The following is a 15406-nucleotide window of genomic DNA, read 5'->3' as shown; positions in this document are numbered from 1 at the left end:
CTCCTATCGGGCCTGCGACGTGTCGCGCCGTTGGCCGTGGGTGGTGATCAGGCCGCGTACCTGCGGCCAGGCGTGGGCGAGCGCGAGCAGTTCGTGAAGCTCGGCATTGAGGTCCCGGACTCCGGGTTGCGCTTGGTTCTTGGGTTTCGCGGTGCTGTCTACGGGTGGTCGTCCGGCCGTCTTCGCGGCGATGGCCTCGGCGATGCGGCTGGTATAGACCTGCGGATCCTGGTAGTCGGCAGCATCGAGGCTGACATAGCGGCGCAGGTGCAGCAGGCTGTCGCGGATCTCCATTGTCATGCGATGGAGCCGGACTGCGGGGCTCACGTTCGAACGCCGACCGCTGCTCGCAGCGCTGACCTCATCGTCAAATGCGGCGCCTCGAAGCTGGCGGCGGTGCAATCAGTCCTCGGTACCTGGAGTGTCGCGGTCCACGGGCGCGCGAAGTGGTTCGTCGAGAACGATCTTCGGCCTGTGGTACGCGACGCCCTGAGTGCCGTTGAGCGCCAATGCATCTGGGACTGTCGTGAGTGTACCGACTTCGCGATCGAGGTACGTGTCGACGGCTGCTGGATCGTGGAAGAGGCTGCGGCATCCGCGGGATTGGGCAACTCGTATCGGTCGCCGTTCGGGCTGTCGGCCGTGCGCCGCACGTCGCCGGCCTCGGTGGTGCGGCGGTTGCCGGACTGCGGTGAGCCGGGATGGCCCGCGCGGGCGCCGCCGCGGGGGCTGTCGAGTTCGACGGGGTCCGCACGGCCGGTGCCGTGACGGGTCTCCGACCCCGATTTTGTCCTGGTCAGCCCATTGCCTACACTAGAGCGGTTGCCTGGGCACCCCCATGTCCGCATGTGTACCGATCCGGGCGATACGTACCCCGCCGGTCGGCAGTTGCCGACCGGACCAGCCGAATTGTTGTAGGCCCACCATCGGCGCGCTCTCGAGTGCGCGGGTGCTGTATGGGAACCGCAGCGAGAAAGGTGTCGAGGTCGAACTATGACCATGACTGATCCGATCGCAGACTTCCTGACCCGTCTGCGCAACGCCAACTCGGCGTACCACGATCAGGTGAAGGCTCCGCACTCGAAGCTCAAGGCGAACATCGCCGAGATCCTCAAGCGCGAGGGTTACATCGCCGACTACCGGACCGAGGACGCGCAGGTGGGCAAGACGCTCATCGTCGACCTCAAGTACGGCCCGAGCCGTGAGCGCAGCCTCGCCGGCGTGCGCCGCGTCTCCAAGCCCGGTCTGCGTGTGTACGCGAAATCCACCAACCTGCCCAAGGTCCTGGGCGGCCTCGGCGTGGCGATCATCTCCACGTCGCAGGGTCTGCTGACCGACAAGCAGGCGGCACAGAGCGGCGTGGGCGGCGAAGTCCTCGCTTACGTCTGGTAAGGGAGGTCAGGACAATGTCGCGCATTGGTAAGAAGCCCATCGCAATCCCGTCCGGTGTCGAGGTGAACATCGACGGCCAGAACGTGTCGGTGAAGGGTCCCAAGGGCACCCTGTCGCACGTGGTCGCCGAGCCGATCACCGTCGCCCGCGGCGAAGACGGCCAGCTCGAGGTCGTCCGCCCGAACGACGAGCGCCGCAACCGCTCGCTGCACGGCCTGACCCGTACGCTGATCTCGAACATGATCGAGGGCGTGACCAAGGGCTACGAGAAGAAGATGGAAATCTTCGGCGTCGGTTACCGCGTGCAGGCCAAGGGCTCGAACCTCGAGTTCGCGCTCGGCTACAGCCACCCGGTGCCCGTCGAGGCTCCCGAGGGCATCACCTTCGCGGTGGAATCGCCCACCAAGTTCTCCGTGTCCGGAATCGACAAGCAGAAGGTCGGCCAGATTTCGGCGGTCATCCACGGCCTGCGCAAGCCCGACCCGTACAAGGGCAAGGGCATCCGCTACGCAGGCGAGGTCGTTCGCCGCAAGGTCGGAAAGACGGGTAAGTGATCATGGCGCAAACCGAAAACCAGAAGGCCAAGCGCATCCCGCTGGGCAAGGACTCCTCGACCCAGCGTCGTCTGTCGAAGACGCGTCGTCATTTCCGCCTGCGCAAGAAGGTCGCCGGTACCACCGAGCGTCCGCGCCTGGTGGTCAACCGCTCCTCGCGCCACCTGCACGCGCAGCTCATCGACGACTCGCTCGGCAAGACCATCGCCGCCGCGTCCTCGATCGAGGCCGACGTGCGCGCGGTGGAAGGCGACAAGACCGCCAAGGGCAAGAAGGTCGGCGAGCTGATCGCCGCCCGTGCCAAGGCTGCCGGTGTCGAGGCCGTCGTGTTCGACCGTGGCGGCCACGACTACCACGGCCGCATCGCCGCTCTGGCCGATGCCGCTCGCGAAGGCGGGTTGAAGTTCTGATGATGAAGATTGCGAACGGAAGGAACGTCTGATGCCGGGACGTCAGCGGCGTGACGGCGGAAACGGACCCGCCGGACAGAATGGCAGCAACCCCGAGGGCGGCCGCGGCGATCGTCGCGGTGGCGATCGTCGCGGTGGCGGCGACCGTCGGGACAACGCGGCCGAGAAGAACCAGCTCGAGCGCGTCGTCGCGATCAATCGCGTCTCCAAGGTCGTGAAGGGTGGTCGTCGCTTCAGCTTCACCGCCCTCGTGATCGTGGGTGACGGCAACGGTCTGGTCGGCGTCGGCTACGGCAAGGCCAAGGAAGTTCCCGCGGCCATCCAGAAGGGTGTCGAGGAGGCTCGCAAGGGCTTCTTCCGCGTCCCGATGATCGGCTCGACCATCACCCACCCGGTTCAGGGTGAGGCGGCGGCCGGCGTGGTCATGCTGCGCCCGGCTTCCCCCGGTACCGGTGTGATCGCCGGTGGCGCGGCTCGTGCCGTGCTGGAATGCGCTGGCATTCACGACATTCTGGCCAAGTCGCTCGGTAGCGACAACGCGATCAACGTCGTGCACGCGACGGTTGCCGCGCTCAAGCAGCTGCAGCGTCCGGAAGAGGTCGCGGCCCGTCGTGGCCTGCCCCTCGAGGACGTCGCTCCGGCGGGCATGCTGCGTGCGCGTGCGGGACAGGGAGCCTGACAATGGCAGATCTCAAGGTGACCCAGATCAAGAGTTCGATCGGCGCCAAGCAGAATCAGCGCGACAGCCTGCGGACCCTCGGTCTGCGTGGCATTCGCAAGTCCGTCGTGCGTGAGGACAACGCCCAGAACCGCGGGCTGATCAACGTCGTGCGCCACCTCGTGACAGTTGAGGAGGTCTGACATGACCATCAAGTTGCACCACCTGCGTCCGGCTCCCGGCGCCAAGACCGAGAAGACCCGTGTGGGTCGCGGTGAGGGCTCCAAGGGCAAGACCGCGGGCCGTGGTACCAAGGGCACCAAGGCTCGCAAGAACGTCCCCGCCGCCTTCGAGGGTGGGCAGATGCCGCTGCACATGCGGCTGCCCAAGCTCAAGGGCTTCACGAACCGGTTCCGTACCGAGTACCAGGTCGTGAACGTCGGCAAGATCGCCGAGCTGTTCCCGCAGGGCGGGGAGATCGGCAAGGCCGAGCTGGTCGCCGCGGGCGCTGTCCGCAAGAACCAGCTGGTCAAGGTTCTCGGCGATGGCGAGATCGGCGTCGCGGTCCAGGTGACCGTCGACAAGGTGACCGGCGCCGCCAAGGAGAAGATCACCGCCGCCGGTGGCACTGTCACCGAGCTGGGCTGACGGTACTCTGACAAGCAGTGGCACCGGACGAGTGACGAGCTCGTCCGGTGCCACTGTTAGAGTTCAATTGTTGTCTGCCAAGCCACGTCATGGTTTTCGGCGTCCCCCTGTCCGCCAGGGAATCGGGCAAAGCTGAAACAGCCATGTCATGACCATGTCGTTCGCGCCAGGAGGATCTGTGCTTTCCGCCTTCGTATCGGCCTTCCGGACTCCGGACTTACGGCGGAAGATTCTCTTCACGCTGGGGTTGGTCGCGCTGTACCGTGCCGGTGCCGCGTTGCCGTCGCCCGGCGTGGACTACAAGGCCGTCCAGGAATGTGTCGACCTGGTCTCCGGCGGTGAGAACGCAGGCATCTACCAGCTCATCAATCTCTTCTCCGGTGGTGCGCTGCTGCAGTTGTCGGTCTTCGCGATCGGCATCATGCCGTACATCACCGCCAGCATCATCATCCAGCTGCTCACCGTCGTCATCCCGCGGTTCGAAGAACTGCGCAAGGAAGGCCAAGCCGGCCAGACGAAGATGACGCAGTACACGCGGTACCTGTCGATCGCGTTGGCCATCCTGCAGGCGACCGGTCTGGTCGCGCTCGCGGCGCGTGGTCAGCTGCTCCAGGGCTGCCAGCAGGACATCCTCGCCGACACCAGCATCTTCGGCATGATCATCATCGTGCTCGTGATGACCGCCGGTGCGGCGCTCGTCATGTGGTTCGGTGAGCAGATCACCGAGCGCGGCGTCGGCAACGGTATGTCCCTGCTGATCTTCGCGGGCATCGCCGCGCGCATCCCCACCGAGGGCAAGGCCATCCTGGACAGCCGTGGCGGTCTGGTCTTCGGCCTGGTGTGCGCCGCCGCCTTCGCCATCATCGTCGCGGTGATCTTCGTCGAGCAGGGCCAGCGCCGCATTCCGGTGCAGTACGCCAAGCGCGTGGTCGGCCGCAAGATGTACGGCGGCTCCTCGACCTACCTGCCGCTGAAGGTCAACCAGGCCGGTGTCATCCCGGTGATCTTCGCGTCGTCGCTGCTGTATCTGCCCAACCTGATCGCGCAGCTGACCTCGTCGCAGAACAACCCTGACCCCAGTTGGTGGCAGGAGATCATTCAGAAGTACCTGGTGAACCCGAGCAATCCGGTGTACATCGCCATCTACTTCGGCCTGATCGTGTTCTTCACCTACTTCTATGTCGCGATCACCTTCAACCCGGAGGAACGCGCCGACGAGATGAAGAAGTTCGGTGGCTTCATCCCGGGGTATCGTCCCGGTAAGCCGACGGCCGACTATCTGAACTTCGTCCTGAGCCGCATCACCCTGCCCGGCTCCATCTACCTCGGTCTGGTGGCAGTCCTGCCGAACCTCTTCCTCGATATCGGCAACACCGGTGGCGTCCAGAACCTCCCGTTCGGCGGTACCGCGGTGCTGATCATGGTGAGCGTCGGCCTGGACACCGTGAAGCAGATCGAAAGCCAGCTGATGAATCGAAATTACGAAGGGTTCCTCAAGTGAGAGTTGTACTGCTCGGTCCGCCGGGTGCCGGCAAAGGCACTCAGGCCGTCCTGCTGTCGGAGAAGCTGGGCGTCCCGCACATCTCCACCGGGGATCTCTTCCGCGCGAACATCGGCCAGCAGACCCCGCTGGGTCGCGAGGCACAGAAGTACATGGACGCGGGCGATCTGGTGCCCAGCGACGTGACCAACCGCATGGTCGAGCAGCGGGTCAACGAACCCGACGCCGCGAACGGCTTCGTGCTCGACGGCTACCCGCGGACCATCGATCAGGCCGAGGCCCTGGAGAAGATCCTCGGCGACATGGACAAGAAGCTGGACGCCGTCCTGTGCTTCGTCGTGGCCGAGGACACCGTGGTCGAGCGGATGCTCGCGCGTGGTCGTGCCGACGACAACGAGGACGTGATCCGCAACCGGCTCCGGGTGTACCGCGAGGAGACCGAGCCGCTGTTGCAGCACTACGACGGTCTGGTCGTCACGGTCGACGGCGTCGGCGAGGTGGACGAGGTCAACGCCCGCGCGCTGCGCGCACTGGGACACTGATGTCCCTGTCTCGGGAGCGCTGAGCCGTCATGGTCTTCGGCCGCAAGAAGAGCAAGAAGGTGGTGCCGTTCCGCACCGCCGGTGAGCTGGACGCCATGGCGGCGGCGGGCGCGGTGGTCGGCCGCACCCTCGTCGCCGTGCGTGCGGCCGCCAAGCCCGGGGTCTCCACCCTGGAACTGGACGAGGTCGCCGAGCAGACCATCCGCGACGCGGGCGCCGTGCCGTCCTTCAAGGGCTACCACGGCTTTCCCGCCTCGATCTGCGCGTCGGTGAACGACCGCGTGGTGCACGGGATTCCCACCGCGGAGGAGATCCTGGTCGAGGGCGATCTGATCTCGATCGACTGCGGCGCCATCCTGGACGGCTGGCACGGCGACTCCGCGTGGACCTTCGGCGTCGGCGAGATCATCGAGGCCGATCGACTGTTGAGCGAGGCGACCCGCCTGTCCATGGAGGCGGGCATCGCGGCCATGGTGCCGGACAACCGGCTGACCGACGTGTCGCACGCCATCGAGATGGGCACCCGCGCCGTCGAGGAACTGCACGGCCGCGCCTACGGCATCGTCGACGGTTACGGCGGACACGCGATCGGCCGCGAGATGCACATGGACCCGTTCCTCGCCAACGAGGGCGCGCCGGGCAAGGGCCCGAAACTCGTGGTCGGCTCGGTACTGGCCATCGAACCCATGCTCACCCTCGGCACCACCCAGACCAAGGTGCTCGACGACGACTGGACGGTGGTCACCCTCGACGGCAGTCGCGCCGCCCACTGGGAACACACCGTCGCGGTCACCGAGGACGGACCGCGCATCCTCACCTTGCGCCCGGAGTAGCGGCGGCGCCTCGCGGTAGCATCTGTCGTTGTAGAACGCTGCGGCCGGATCAGGCCACAGCGTCGCCACTTCGACCGGATGCTGCCGTACGAGAAATGGCAAGCGGCGCGGGACACTTCTCCGCGGCTGCCGTCGACGCCGGACGTTCCCGGCGGACATCACCCGCATGGCACAACTGGTCGGAACATGTACCGACACTCCAGGTTCGGCCGTACGCTCGCGCGGCGAGGACTCGATTCGCACCGACGCCGCGGGCCGGGCCCGTCTCGGTCGATCTCGCCGTGGTGACCGGCTTCGACACATTCGTGTACCGGCCTTGGTCGCCCGACGGTACCCAGCTCGCCGCTGGATCGGTGACGTCGTTCCTTGCACCCGCGCCCTGCGCGCCTGACCGAAACCTTCGGCGGTGCTGTGGGTTCGGTGGTTCTGCGTTTCGCACCTCCCTCTCTGACGATGCAGTCAGATTAGGTTCCGTGCGGGGGTCGGCTCCCGAGTAGCGAACTACTCGAATCTCGCTGAAGCGGACCGCAGTTGGTGTCCGCGGCACGCGCGAGGTGCCGCGCGCTACCCGGGATGGGCTGCCGCCGAGGGTGTTTCAGCTCTGGCCGGTTTTGCGGAAGAACAGCACGTGATCATGGTCGATCAGCGTCATCGACTTGCGCAGCTGCCGCAGACCCGCGCCCGGCAGGTAGGTCAGGTTCGCGAAGGATTGTGTGTTGCCGAACGCCGACCGCAGTTTGTTCTCGGTGGCGTGGCTGGCGCCGTAGGCGGCGAGCACGCCGAAGTCCAAGGGCGCGAGCGGCTCGTCGAGCGTGGCGGGTCCGGCCGGGCGGCCGAGCGCCGCGTACTGGGTCGCCTTGCCGTGCTCGTAGCGGCACAGCTCGTAGGACGTGTTCGCGGTGGCTGTCACGCTGACCACCGGCCAGCGCTGGGAAAGCCGCAGGGCCAGCGGGTGTTTGCCGACGGGAGCCAGCTCCCAGTTCAGGCTCATCACGGTCACCCAGCCGCCGTAGGACATCTCGATCAACACCACGTCGTCGCCGAGCGTGCTAGCCGTGTTGAGCTCGGCCTCGCCGATCACCCAGTCCTCGTCGTCGGAACTGTGATAGGTGGCGCTGTCGACGGGCTGGATGTCGTCCTGGGCGTAGGCCTCGATGATGGCGGCGCGCAGTTGCGTCATGGCGTCGCGATCCGGACAGCGCACGCCGAGTGCGCCGAAGGTCGGGCCGATCTCGACCGGCGTCGACGGCGGCTCCGGATCCTCGCCCGGCGCGAGCGGCCGCAGCCCGACCAGCGCCAGTCGCCAGTTGATCTCCTCCACCGTGGATAGGTCACCGGAGGACTTGCGCACGATCTGCTGCTGGGTCAGCCGCCCGGCCTGCTCCAGGGTGCGGCACTCCAGTTCGACGAGCGCGTTGTAGGACTTCGGCGTGAGATCCAGATCGCGAATCCCGCACGCGCGCAGCCGGATCGACATAGTGGTCGAAGTGAAGGCGGCGTACCGTTCGCGGTACATCGCCAGTGCCTGCTTGCGCGAGCGGCCGACCATGAGGGTGCGCAGCAGCGTGCTCAGGCTGGCCAGGTACTTGCCCGCCAGGTCGGGATTGGCGGCGGCCAGCTCGGCGCGGATGCGGGCGGCGTCCTCGACGGCGGCGACGGCCGCGTCCTGGTCCAGCCTGCCGAGCCACACGCCGCATTTGCCGAGCCCGTCGGCGCACATACCCGCCACGTGCGGGTGGGTCTGCGCCACTTGGCGATACGCCGCGCAGGCGCCGCGGATGGTCGTCGTGGCGAGGTCACGACGTCCGGCCGCCCTGGTTACCTGTTCGAAGACCCGTAGCGACTCTTGCAATTCACCGGCGAACCGCGCCTCGACCATTCCCGCGGCCAGCCACCGCAGCCGGATGTCGACCGCTTCCTGCGCAGGGGCGGGCGCCTCCAGGGTTCGGTCTCGGCGCGCGGCGGGATCGTTCTTCGTGGCGACCAGCGCCTTGGCCAGTTCGACGAGCGAAGTGGCCAGGCGGAGTTCGGAATCGACCGTTCGGTCTCGGGCCGCACTGCGATCTACCGCAACCTGTCGTTCGACAGCACTCAGATCCATCGCGAACCCAACTCCCGCATCACCTTCCACAGACGGTCGTTCCTTCGGCCGCATCTGTTCTCGCGGAAAGTCTGCCACAAATCGGGTGCCGTCGCCCGGGAACGATCGGGCTCGCTGCTAGCTGTCAGCTAACTCGGCGCGAACCGCGTGCTCAGGCCTCCAGCAGGAGCGTGACCGGGCCGTCGTTGGTGAGATCGATGTGCATGTGCGCGCCGAAACGGCCCGTCGCGACGGTCGCGCCGAGCCTGCGCAGCGCCTCGGCGAAGGCGTCGACGAGCGGTTCGGCGACCGGGCCCGGCGCGGCCGCCGACCAGGAGGGGCGGCGGCCCTTCGCGGTGTCGGCGTAGAGGGTGAACTGGCTGACGACGAGCACGGGCGCGTTCAGATCCGCGGCCGAACGTTCACCATCCAGGATGCGTAGCCGCCACAGCTTGTCCGCCAGAGCTTTCGCGGTCGCCTCGGTGTCGTCGTGGGTGACGCCGACCAGCGCGACCAAGCCCTGCGGGTCGGGATCGATCCGCCCGACGAGTTCGCCGTCGACGGTCACCTGCGCCGCGGTCACTCGTTGCACAAGAACTCGCATGCGGTGATCATCGCACCCGTTGTCCGCCGGACGGACAAGCACATCGCGGGGTGTCCGGACGCTATGTCAATGCCACTGTGCGGCAAGTCATCAGGAGTGGACCGGGCTATCGGACGATGGCGTGCCGACACATCTGCGCGTAACTCCCAGGGTGTCTTAGGTTCACGTTAAGGCTACTGGCGAGTCGCTCGGGGATGTCATGGTCGGGACGCAGGTCCGAGGTGAAGGGGCGCGGTGGTCCGCGGGTGCACGAGGAGCGATGGCGATGACGAATGTCGAGAACGATCCCGACATGCTGCGCAAGGCCGCGCAGGTGGAGACCGGTCAGGTGCGCGACGCCATCGAATCCGTGCTGACGAATCTGGACTCCGCGTTGGCGGCGCGTGGAACACCCTGGGGCAACGACAAGTTCGGCAGCCGCTTCCATGACGGCGTGGACGGCTACGCCGTGTCGAAGTCGAACGCGCGGACGAATCTGTCCAACGCGTCGCAGAGCTACGACAACTTCGTGACCGGTCAGGTCAGAACCGCCGACACGATGAAGAAGCAGGACATCCAGAACCGCGACGACCTGAGCTGAGCCGGTACGAGGTCATGACAAACGAATACGCCAAGGCCGAATTGGCCAACGTGCTGGAGGAGGTCCAGCAGCAGTTCCGGTCCATCGCCGCGATCCAGCAGGCGCGGGCCGAGCTGACCGCCAGCGCCACCGTGCGCAAGCGGGTGACCGTCACGGTGAACGCCGACGGCACGATCATCGATACCAAATTTCATTCCGGCATTGAGGAATTGACCTACGGGGACATCGCCAAGGCGGTGACGGCCGCCGCCCAGCAGGCCGCGCAGGAGGTCGGCCGCAAGGCTCAGGAGTTGATGGCTCCGGTGCTGGAGCGGCAGGCACGACTGCCCAAGCTGACCGACATGATCGAAGGACTCGCGGATCTGAATGCCGCGAAGCCGGTCGCGCCGCCCGCGACGATGGTGGTCCCCGACACCGGCCACGACGCCGACGGTTCCGTACAGGTCTTCCACGACGTGGAGGCGTACACGCCGAACCGCGATCGCGGAGTCACCGACACCAGCTGGTGAGCTGGGTAATTCTCGATGGTCGATGTTCCTGGCGCCCTGATGTGGCTGCTCGAAGCCGTGGCAGGCTCCGAGTATCCCGAGGGCGACGAGGACGGGATGTGGGGCCTCGCCGACGACTGGCGCACGGCCGCCGCGGATCTGCGCAAGGTTCTCGCCGACATCGATGACGCCATCGCGGCCACCCGCGCCGCGTACCCGCAGGGCGAAGCGCTCGAGAACATGATCAAGGATCTCGAGACCTATCGCAGCGGCGATCAGTCGCTGGAGTTGCTGGCCAAGGATTTGGAGGCCATCGCGGAGAGCGCCGACAGTGTCGGCACCGAGCTCGAATACGCAAAGCTGATGGTGATTTCGTCGCTGGCGCTGCTGGCCGCCGAGATCGCGATCTTCTGGCTGTTCCCGCCGACCGCGCCCGCGGAGACGGCGATCGCCATGGGATTCACCAGGGTCGGGATCCGGATGCTCGCGCAGCGTCTGATGAACAAGATCGTCGAGATCGTCGGCAAGGTCATCACGAAGAAGCTCGCCAACTTCCTGATCCGCCACGTAGCCATCGACACGGTCATCGGCACCGGCCAGGACCTGGGCATCCAGGCGTACCAGGTGGACGCGGGCCACCGGAAGGCGATCGACTGGAACCAGGTCCGAATGACCGCCGTCAGCTCGGCCGCGGGTGCCGCGGTAGCGAGCCCGGTCGGCGACATGCTCGGGCGCAGGTTGAACCGGCCGGGACCGGACGGCACGCCGCGGCTCAGCCCCGCGGTGAGCGGTGCGATCACCGGCACCGTCGCGGGTACCGTCGGCGCGGTCGCGGGTTTCGGCGGCAGCCTCGGGTATCAGCTGGTCACCGCCGCGCACCAGGACGACGGGTCGTGGAACTGGGGCAAGGCGTGGGAGGAAACCAAGAAGAACGCCAAGGACCAGTTCGATTGGCGGATGCTCACGGCCGGCGCCAGCAACGGCGCGATGTCCGGTGCGAGCCGGGCGCGGGCGGACCAGATGTGGCACAGCCGGCATCCCGAGTGGTACGCGGATCCCGCGAGGACTTCGGAGCCCGCCGCACCGCGGATCGGCTATCGGCCCGATGGAGCGGCGGATAGCGGCGCACCGTCGAATACGACTGGCACGCAGGATCCTTCGACTTCGAACGGCGCGAACGGACGCGGTGAGGGTTCGGGTATCAGGCCGCCCGCCGGGCACTCGGACGGTTCGGCGCCCGGGGGTTCGCGTGCCGGTGTGCCCGGTGCGACTCCGCCGACTTCGGAAGGCACGACACCGCAGCAGGATTCGGGCACATCGCCGGATCCGGTGAACACGGGTGAGCCGACCGGAGACCGGGGGGCGGGGGCAGCGCCGGTCGACCCGGCCGGGACGGTTCCGCAGGGGCCGGAGGCGGGCGTTCACACCGATACCGCGCCGGAGGCGGTCAACGACACGCGGCCCGCCACGGGTGACGACCAGATGGTCACCACACCGCCGGTGGCGGAACAGACCGCGCCGCAGATCGATTCGAACGCCGAGCGACCGGAGACCGTGAGCGATGGCCCCGCCGCGGCTCCGGTGGCCGACACGGGCGGCGCTCCGAATCCGGCGGGCGATGCCGCCGGACCTGCCGCGGATTCTCCGGCAATGCATCCGGCGGCCGACGCCTCCGAACGCGCGGAGGCCGTCCAGCCTGCGGCGGAAACACCGCGTGCGCCAGAACAGGCGGCGCCACAGTCCGATTCGACGCAGCAGGCGCAACCTCCGGGTGATCGCGCAGGTCGGGAAGAGGCGGACGGCGCGACGCCGTCGAAGACGGAAACGTCGGTGTCGCAGTCGGATTCGCAGCCGGTTCAACGCGGCGAGCACAGCACTCGGGAGATGTCGCACGAGGCTGGTTCGCCGACGAGCGAAGCGGCGGCTCGTCCCGGTGCGAAGCTCGAAGGCCTCGCCGGGGACGCACAGACGCCGCACCGAGCCGACGAGGTCCGCGCGACGGACCACACGCCTGCCGCGACGCCCCCGCTCGCCCAGCCCGGACCGGCGCATTCGGCGGCCGATGCGCGCGCGGGCGGCGAGACCCGGCCCGGCGAGACCCGGCCCGGCGAGACCCGGCCCGGCGAGACCCGGCCCGGCGCGACACCGCCGCGCGCCACGTTCTCGTCGCTCGCGGACGCGCCGCGCGCCGACGCCCGCCCGCTCATCGGCGGCGAATCTCGCGCCGACGCCCGCCCGCTCATCGGCGGCGAATCTCGCGCTGACGGTCGCCCGCTCATCGGCGGCGAATCTCGCGCCGACGGCCGCCCACTCACCGGCGGCGACACCCGCGCCATCGATCCGCGCACAGGGATCAACGATCACCGCACGGCGCCGACCGACGGGCGGGTACAGGGCGTACGGGACGGCCGGACCGACCCGGCATCGGTCGAGGACGGGAGCAGGCCACACAGCCGCGCGGGTGCGGCCGATCCCAGCCGCCATGCCGCCGGGCAAGGCCCGCAGGCGCGGATCGCCGCGGAGGAAGCCGCCCCGCGTACCAAACTCGCTGGCATTACCGCAGATTCGGCTCCGCGCGCAAACGAGGACCCGCTCGCTCCCGACGCCGCGGACCTGGCGCCGGTAGCGCTGCCGCCCGTCGTCGGCGCACCGGACGCGACACCCGTGCGCCCCGCCGACCGCACCACCTCGACCGACCGACCGAACACCGGCCAAGACGCGTCGAGGCCAACGGCCGAACGCTCGGACGCCGCGCGTACTCCCGCGGAACGACCGGATACCCGGGCCACCTCGCGCACCTCCGGCGAAACGCCACCCGCGACCACGGACGCCGCGCCGCACACCTCGGGCCGCAACCGCGGTCGCTGCGCCGAGTTGTCGCTGCGCCTGATCAAGGCCATGACCGGAAGCACGACCATCCGGCCGCCGGCGGGCGCGGTCGGCTTGGACGGCATGTCGGCGGCCGAGGTGCAGACGGCGGCGGGCGGGCAGCTGCGCGCGGTCGCCGATCACGACGCGATCGCCCGACAGTTGCTGGCTATGCCGGAGGGCTCGTCGGCGCTGGTGGTCGACACCTACTCCCGTCCGGTGGACGACCACGGCGTCGGCGCCCACGCCTACGTGCTCGTCCACGAGAACGGCGGCATCGTGGTGCGCGATCCCGGCGGGAACGAGGTGCGGGGCTTCCCGCCGCGACTGCCTTCGGACGTGCGGGCCACGCACGCGATCCTGTTCGATCACCGCGGCAACGCGGTGCATCCGGCCGACGCCGACACTCCCGTGCGCTTCGGCGACGTGCAGATCGGCCGGTCGCTCGGCGAGCTGCCGGACCAGGTCAAGGCACTGCTCGAGCAGACCGTGGTGGGCAGGGAGATCCTCGCCGTGCTGGAGCGCGGCGAGGTGGACGCCAACTTCCTCGCCGAAATCGCCTCCGGGATGGAGGGCCAGTTCCGGCATTCCGACCTGGTGGCCGACGTCCGCACGGGTTCGCGCGATCACCTGGCGCAGGCGCTGACGCTCGCCCACGAAGGCGTGCACGCCGAGTGGGCGCTCTCCGGAGAGACCGCCAACACTGGGCACGGCATCCGCACCATGGACCGCGACGACTACATCCACCCGATGGTGCGCGAGGAGGCGTCGGCGTTCGGACGCGAGTTCGAGCTCGCCAGGGAACTTCAGGATCTCGGCTATCCCGTTCCCGACACCGACGCGTTGCGCGGCCCGTATCTCGCCGCCTTCGACGCCGCGATGGACGCGACGCTTCGGTCGAGCCCAGATCTCGACGAGGCGCAGGTCCGCGCGAGGGCGCGGGAGGCGGGCATCGACGCGATCCAGGACGTGCTCGCCGCCCGGCCGTGGAGCGACGGCAGCAGCTACCTCGAGTTCTACGGCGCGGGTTGGGATGCCGCGCACGGCCGGTCGGCCGAGTATCACCGCTGGGTGACGCCCGAAGCGGAATCCGACGTGCGCGAACAGGCGCGGCAGCGCGTGGTGGCGCAGCGGCGCCGCTTCGATCTGTCGGTGCGGCTGTTCGAGATGGTCGACGAGGTGGGCGCCAACATCATCGACGTGGTCGACCCGGACCTGCGCGGACCGGTGTTGCGGACCATGCTCGACGCGAACGATCGGGCGCTGGCCGACCTCGCCCGCGAACTGGGGATAGATCCCGCCGATGTCACCCGCGATGTGCTGCCCGCGCCCGAAGCGCAGCGCAGGGCCGAACTCTTGCACCGCGAGTTGCGGATCCGGCTGCTCGCGGACCTCGGCGACCACTACCACCTCCAGGGTGAGCTGGCCGCCCGTGCCGACTCGGCCGCGAACGCGGCGGCGGCGCGCGACGTCCTCACGGGCGAGCTCGCCGGGGTGGACGGGGTGGAGTCGATCACGCCGCACGTCGCGCTGATCGCGGGCGATCCGCCGCGGCTGGTGGTCGCCGCTCCGGAGCGCGAGCACGCGGACGCGCTCGGCGAAGCCCGTGCTCGCGACCCGAGAATCGAAGCGGCGCTGCGTCATCCGGATCTGGACCTGCGGTTGATCGAAGTCGGCGTCCCGGAGACGGACGCCGCCGTCACCGTGAAACCGATCGCGCGCGACGAGCGCGGCGTCGATGTCGTCGACGAGGCGTTGCAGGCGGAGCCCGACGAGGCAACGCCGCCCGCGCGGGTCCCGGGCGAGTCGGCGCCGCTGGCGTCGGCGCGGCGGCTCGAGCTGGTGCGCGAGTTGCTCGACCAGACCGACATCGGCGTGTGGGCCGACGAAGTGTTGCGCGACAACGATGTTCGGGTAGTGCACGAGCCGGGTGCCGAGCCGCGCTACCACCCGGAGCGCCGCACGTTGGTACTCGATTACGGCGTGTCGGATGTGCAGCAGGCCATCGCGATAGTGCATACCGCGGCGCACTTGCGTGACGCGGGCGCCGGTCTCTCGCCGCATCCGCTGCGCAGCACGCAGGCCGAGTACGTCGACGCGATGGTCCGGCAGGAGAGCAGGGCGCACGCGGCCGAGACGGATTTCGTCAAGCAATTGCGCTCTCGGGGCCACGACATTCCGGTGACCGAGCTCGAGCGCGCCGGCGACCGTGGGCGGGCCGCCGCACAGGAGCGGCCCGGTGCGCGCG

15 protein-coding genes (1 of these 15 running past the window's edge) are annotated in these 15406 nt (G+C 68.5%); 12 read left to right on the top strand and 3 right to left on the bottom strand.

Features of this window, described 5'->3' with window-relative positions:
* Nucleotides 1–3 precede the first annotated feature (3 nt).
* Nucleotides 4–402: a DUF6545 domain-containing protein gene (locus AB0H49_RS01420; RefSeq protein ID WP_357245902.1), complete on the bottom strand. Its 399-nt coding sequence runs from the start codon at nt 400–402 to the stop codon at nt 4–6.
* A gap of 591 nt (nt 403–993) precedes the next feature.
* Here AB0H49_RS01420 and rpsH point away from each other — a divergent pair.
* The 9 genes from rpsH to map all read left to right on the top strand — a co-directional run bounded on the left by rpsH (nt 994) and on the right by map (nt 6538).
* Nucleotides 994–1392 (top strand): 30S ribosomal protein S8, encoded by a 399-nt coding sequence (rpsH, locus tag AB0H49_RS01415; RefSeq protein ID WP_067785212.1) that lies wholly within the window; start codon nt 994–996, stop codon nt 1390–1392.
* Between the two features lie 14 nt (nt 1393–1406).
* On the top strand, nt 1407–1946 hold the full coding sequence (rplF, locus tag AB0H49_RS01410) for a 50S ribosomal protein L6 (RefSeq protein WP_141807368.1): 540 nt from the start codon (nt 1407–1409) through the stop codon (nt 1944–1946).
* Between the two features lie 2 nt (nt 1947–1948).
* Nucleotides 1949–2356, top strand: a complete 408-nt coding sequence (gene rplR / locus AB0H49_RS01405; RefSeq protein WP_355000145.1) for a 50S ribosomal protein L18 — start codon at nt 1949–1951, stop codon at nt 2354–2356.
* A gap of 31 nt (nt 2357–2387) precedes the next feature.
* Entirely contained in the window at nt 2388–3035 is a 648-nt protein-coding gene (gene rpsE / locus AB0H49_RS01400) for a 30S ribosomal protein S5 (RefSeq protein WP_067785204.1), read from the top strand.
* Nucleotides 3036–3037: 2 nt separating this feature from the next.
* Nucleotides 3038–3217 (top strand): 50S ribosomal protein L30, encoded by a 180-nt coding sequence (rpmD, locus tag AB0H49_RS01395; protein WP_014349110.1) that lies wholly within the window; start codon nt 3038–3040, stop codon nt 3215–3217.
* 1 nt (nt 3218) lies between these two features.
* A complete protein-coding gene (gene rplO / locus AB0H49_RS01390) occupies nt 3219–3662 on the top strand; it encodes a 50S ribosomal protein L15 (RefSeq protein WP_067833562.1) in 444 nt (147 codons plus the stop codon).
* Nucleotides 3663–3840: 178 nt separating this feature from the next.
* Nucleotides 3841–5163 carry a preprotein translocase subunit SecY gene (secY, locus tag AB0H49_RS01385; protein ID WP_355000144.1) on the top strand — a complete coding sequence of 441 codons (1323 nt, stop codon included), beginning with the start codon at nt 3841–3843 and terminating at the stop codon, nt 5161–5163.
* Nucleotides 5160–5705, top strand: coding sequence for an adenylate kinase (locus tag AB0H49_RS01380; RefSeq protein ID WP_097246897.1), 546 nt, complete (start codon nt 5160–5162; stop codon nt 5703–5705). The genes secY and AB0H49_RS01380 overlap by 4 nt, the downstream gene beginning before the upstream one ends.
* Nucleotides 5706–5734: 29 nt before the next feature.
* Nucleotides 5735–6538: a type I methionyl aminopeptidase gene (gene map / locus AB0H49_RS01375; protein ID WP_355000143.1), complete on the top strand. Its 804-nt coding sequence runs from the start codon at nt 5735–5737 to the stop codon at nt 6536–6538.
* A 595-nt stretch (nt 6539–7133) separates the two neighbouring features.
* On the opposite strand, the gene AB0H49_RS01370 is transcribed toward map, so the two are convergent.
* Both AB0H49_RS01370 and dtd read right to left on the bottom strand, forming a co-directional pair.
* Nucleotides 7134–8639, bottom strand: a complete 1506-nt coding sequence (locus tag AB0H49_RS01370) for a hypothetical protein (protein ID WP_357245895.1) — start codon at nt 8637–8639, stop codon at nt 7134–7136.
* Nucleotides 8640–8790: 151 nt separating this feature from the next.
* Nucleotides 8791–9222, bottom strand: a complete 432-nt coding sequence (gene dtd / locus AB0H49_RS01365) for a D-aminoacyl-tRNA deacylase (protein WP_357245892.1) — start codon at nt 9220–9222, stop codon at nt 8791–8793.
* A gap of 265 nt (nt 9223–9487) precedes the next feature.
* On the opposite strand from dtd, the gene AB0H49_RS01360 reads away from it, so the two are divergent.
* The 3 genes in view from AB0H49_RS01360 to AB0H49_RS01350 are tightly spaced (at most 15 nt apart) and all read left to right on the top strand, a layout consistent with a single transcriptional unit that may run on beyond the window.
* Nucleotides 9488–9802 (top strand): hypothetical protein, encoded by a 315-nt coding sequence (locus tag AB0H49_RS01360; protein ID WP_357245889.1) that lies wholly within the window; start codon nt 9488–9490, stop codon nt 9800–9802.
* Nucleotides 9803–9816: 14 nt separating this feature from the next.
* Nucleotides 9817–10311 carry a YbaB/EbfC family nucleoid-associated protein gene (locus AB0H49_RS01355; RefSeq protein ID WP_355000139.1) on the top strand — a complete coding sequence of 165 codons (495 nt, stop codon included), beginning with the start codon at nt 9817–9819 and terminating at the stop codon, nt 10309–10311.
* A 15-nt stretch (nt 10312–10326) separates the two neighbouring features.
* Nucleotides 10327–15406, top strand: the start of a protein-coding gene (locus AB0H49_RS01350; protein WP_357245886.1) for a hypothetical protein. Its footprint extends 22559 nt past the window's final position; only the first 5080 of its 27639 coding nucleotides appear in the window; it begins with the start codon at nt 10327–10329; its stop codon lies beyond the right edge, outside the window.

Source organism: Nocardia sp. NPDC050713 (assembly GCF_040654315.1).
Classification (GTDB): Bacteria; Actinomycetota; Actinomycetes; order Mycobacteriales; family Mycobacteriaceae; genus Nocardia.
Note: the sequence above shows the minus strand (reverse complement) of the source record. Positions and strands in the feature narration are given on the sequence as shown.

What these genes read in the sequence shown, in the direction of transcription:
- rpsH (WP_067785212.1), top strand. Translation starts at nt 994, where the DNA reads ATGACCATGACTGATCCGATCGCAGACTTCCTGACCCGTCTGCGCAAC.
- rplF (WP_141807368.1), top strand. Translation starts at nt 1,407, where the DNA reads ATGTCGCGCATTGGTAAGAAGCCCATCGCAATCCCGTCCGGTGTCGAG.
- rplR (WP_355000145.1), top strand. Translation starts at nt 1,949, where the DNA reads ATGGCGCAAACCGAAAACCAGAAGGCCAAGCGCATCCCGCTGGGCAAG.
- rpsE (WP_067785204.1), top strand. Translation starts at nt 2,388, where the DNA reads ATGCCGGGACGTCAGCGGCGTGACGGCGGAAACGGACCCGCCGGACAG.
- rpmD (WP_014349110.1), top strand. Translation starts at nt 3,038, where the DNA reads ATGGCAGATCTCAAGGTGACCCAGATCAAGAGTTCGATCGGCGCCAAG.
- rplO (WP_067833562.1), top strand. Translation starts at nt 3,219, where the DNA reads ATGACCATCAAGTTGCACCACCTGCGTCCGGCTCCCGGCGCCAAGACC.
- map (WP_355000143.1), top strand. Translation starts at nt 5,735, where the DNA reads ATGGTCTTCGGCCGCAAGAAGAGCAAGAAGGTGGTGCCGTTCCGCACC.
- AB0H49_RS01370 (WP_357245895.1), bottom strand. Translation starts at nt 8,639, where the DNA reads ATGGATCTGAGTGCTGTCGAACGACAGGTTGCGGTAGATCGCAGTGCG.
- dtd (WP_357245892.1), bottom strand. Translation starts at nt 9,222, where the DNA reads ATGCGAGTTCTTGTGCAACGAGTGACCGCGGCGCAGGTGACCGTCGAC.
- AB0H49_RS01360 (WP_357245889.1), top strand. Translation starts at nt 9,488, where the DNA reads ATGACGAATGTCGAGAACGATCCCGACATGCTGCGCAAGGCCGCGCAG.
- AB0H49_RS01355 (WP_355000139.1), top strand. Translation starts at nt 9,817, where the DNA reads ATGACAAACGAATACGCCAAGGCCGAATTGGCCAACGTGCTGGAGGAG.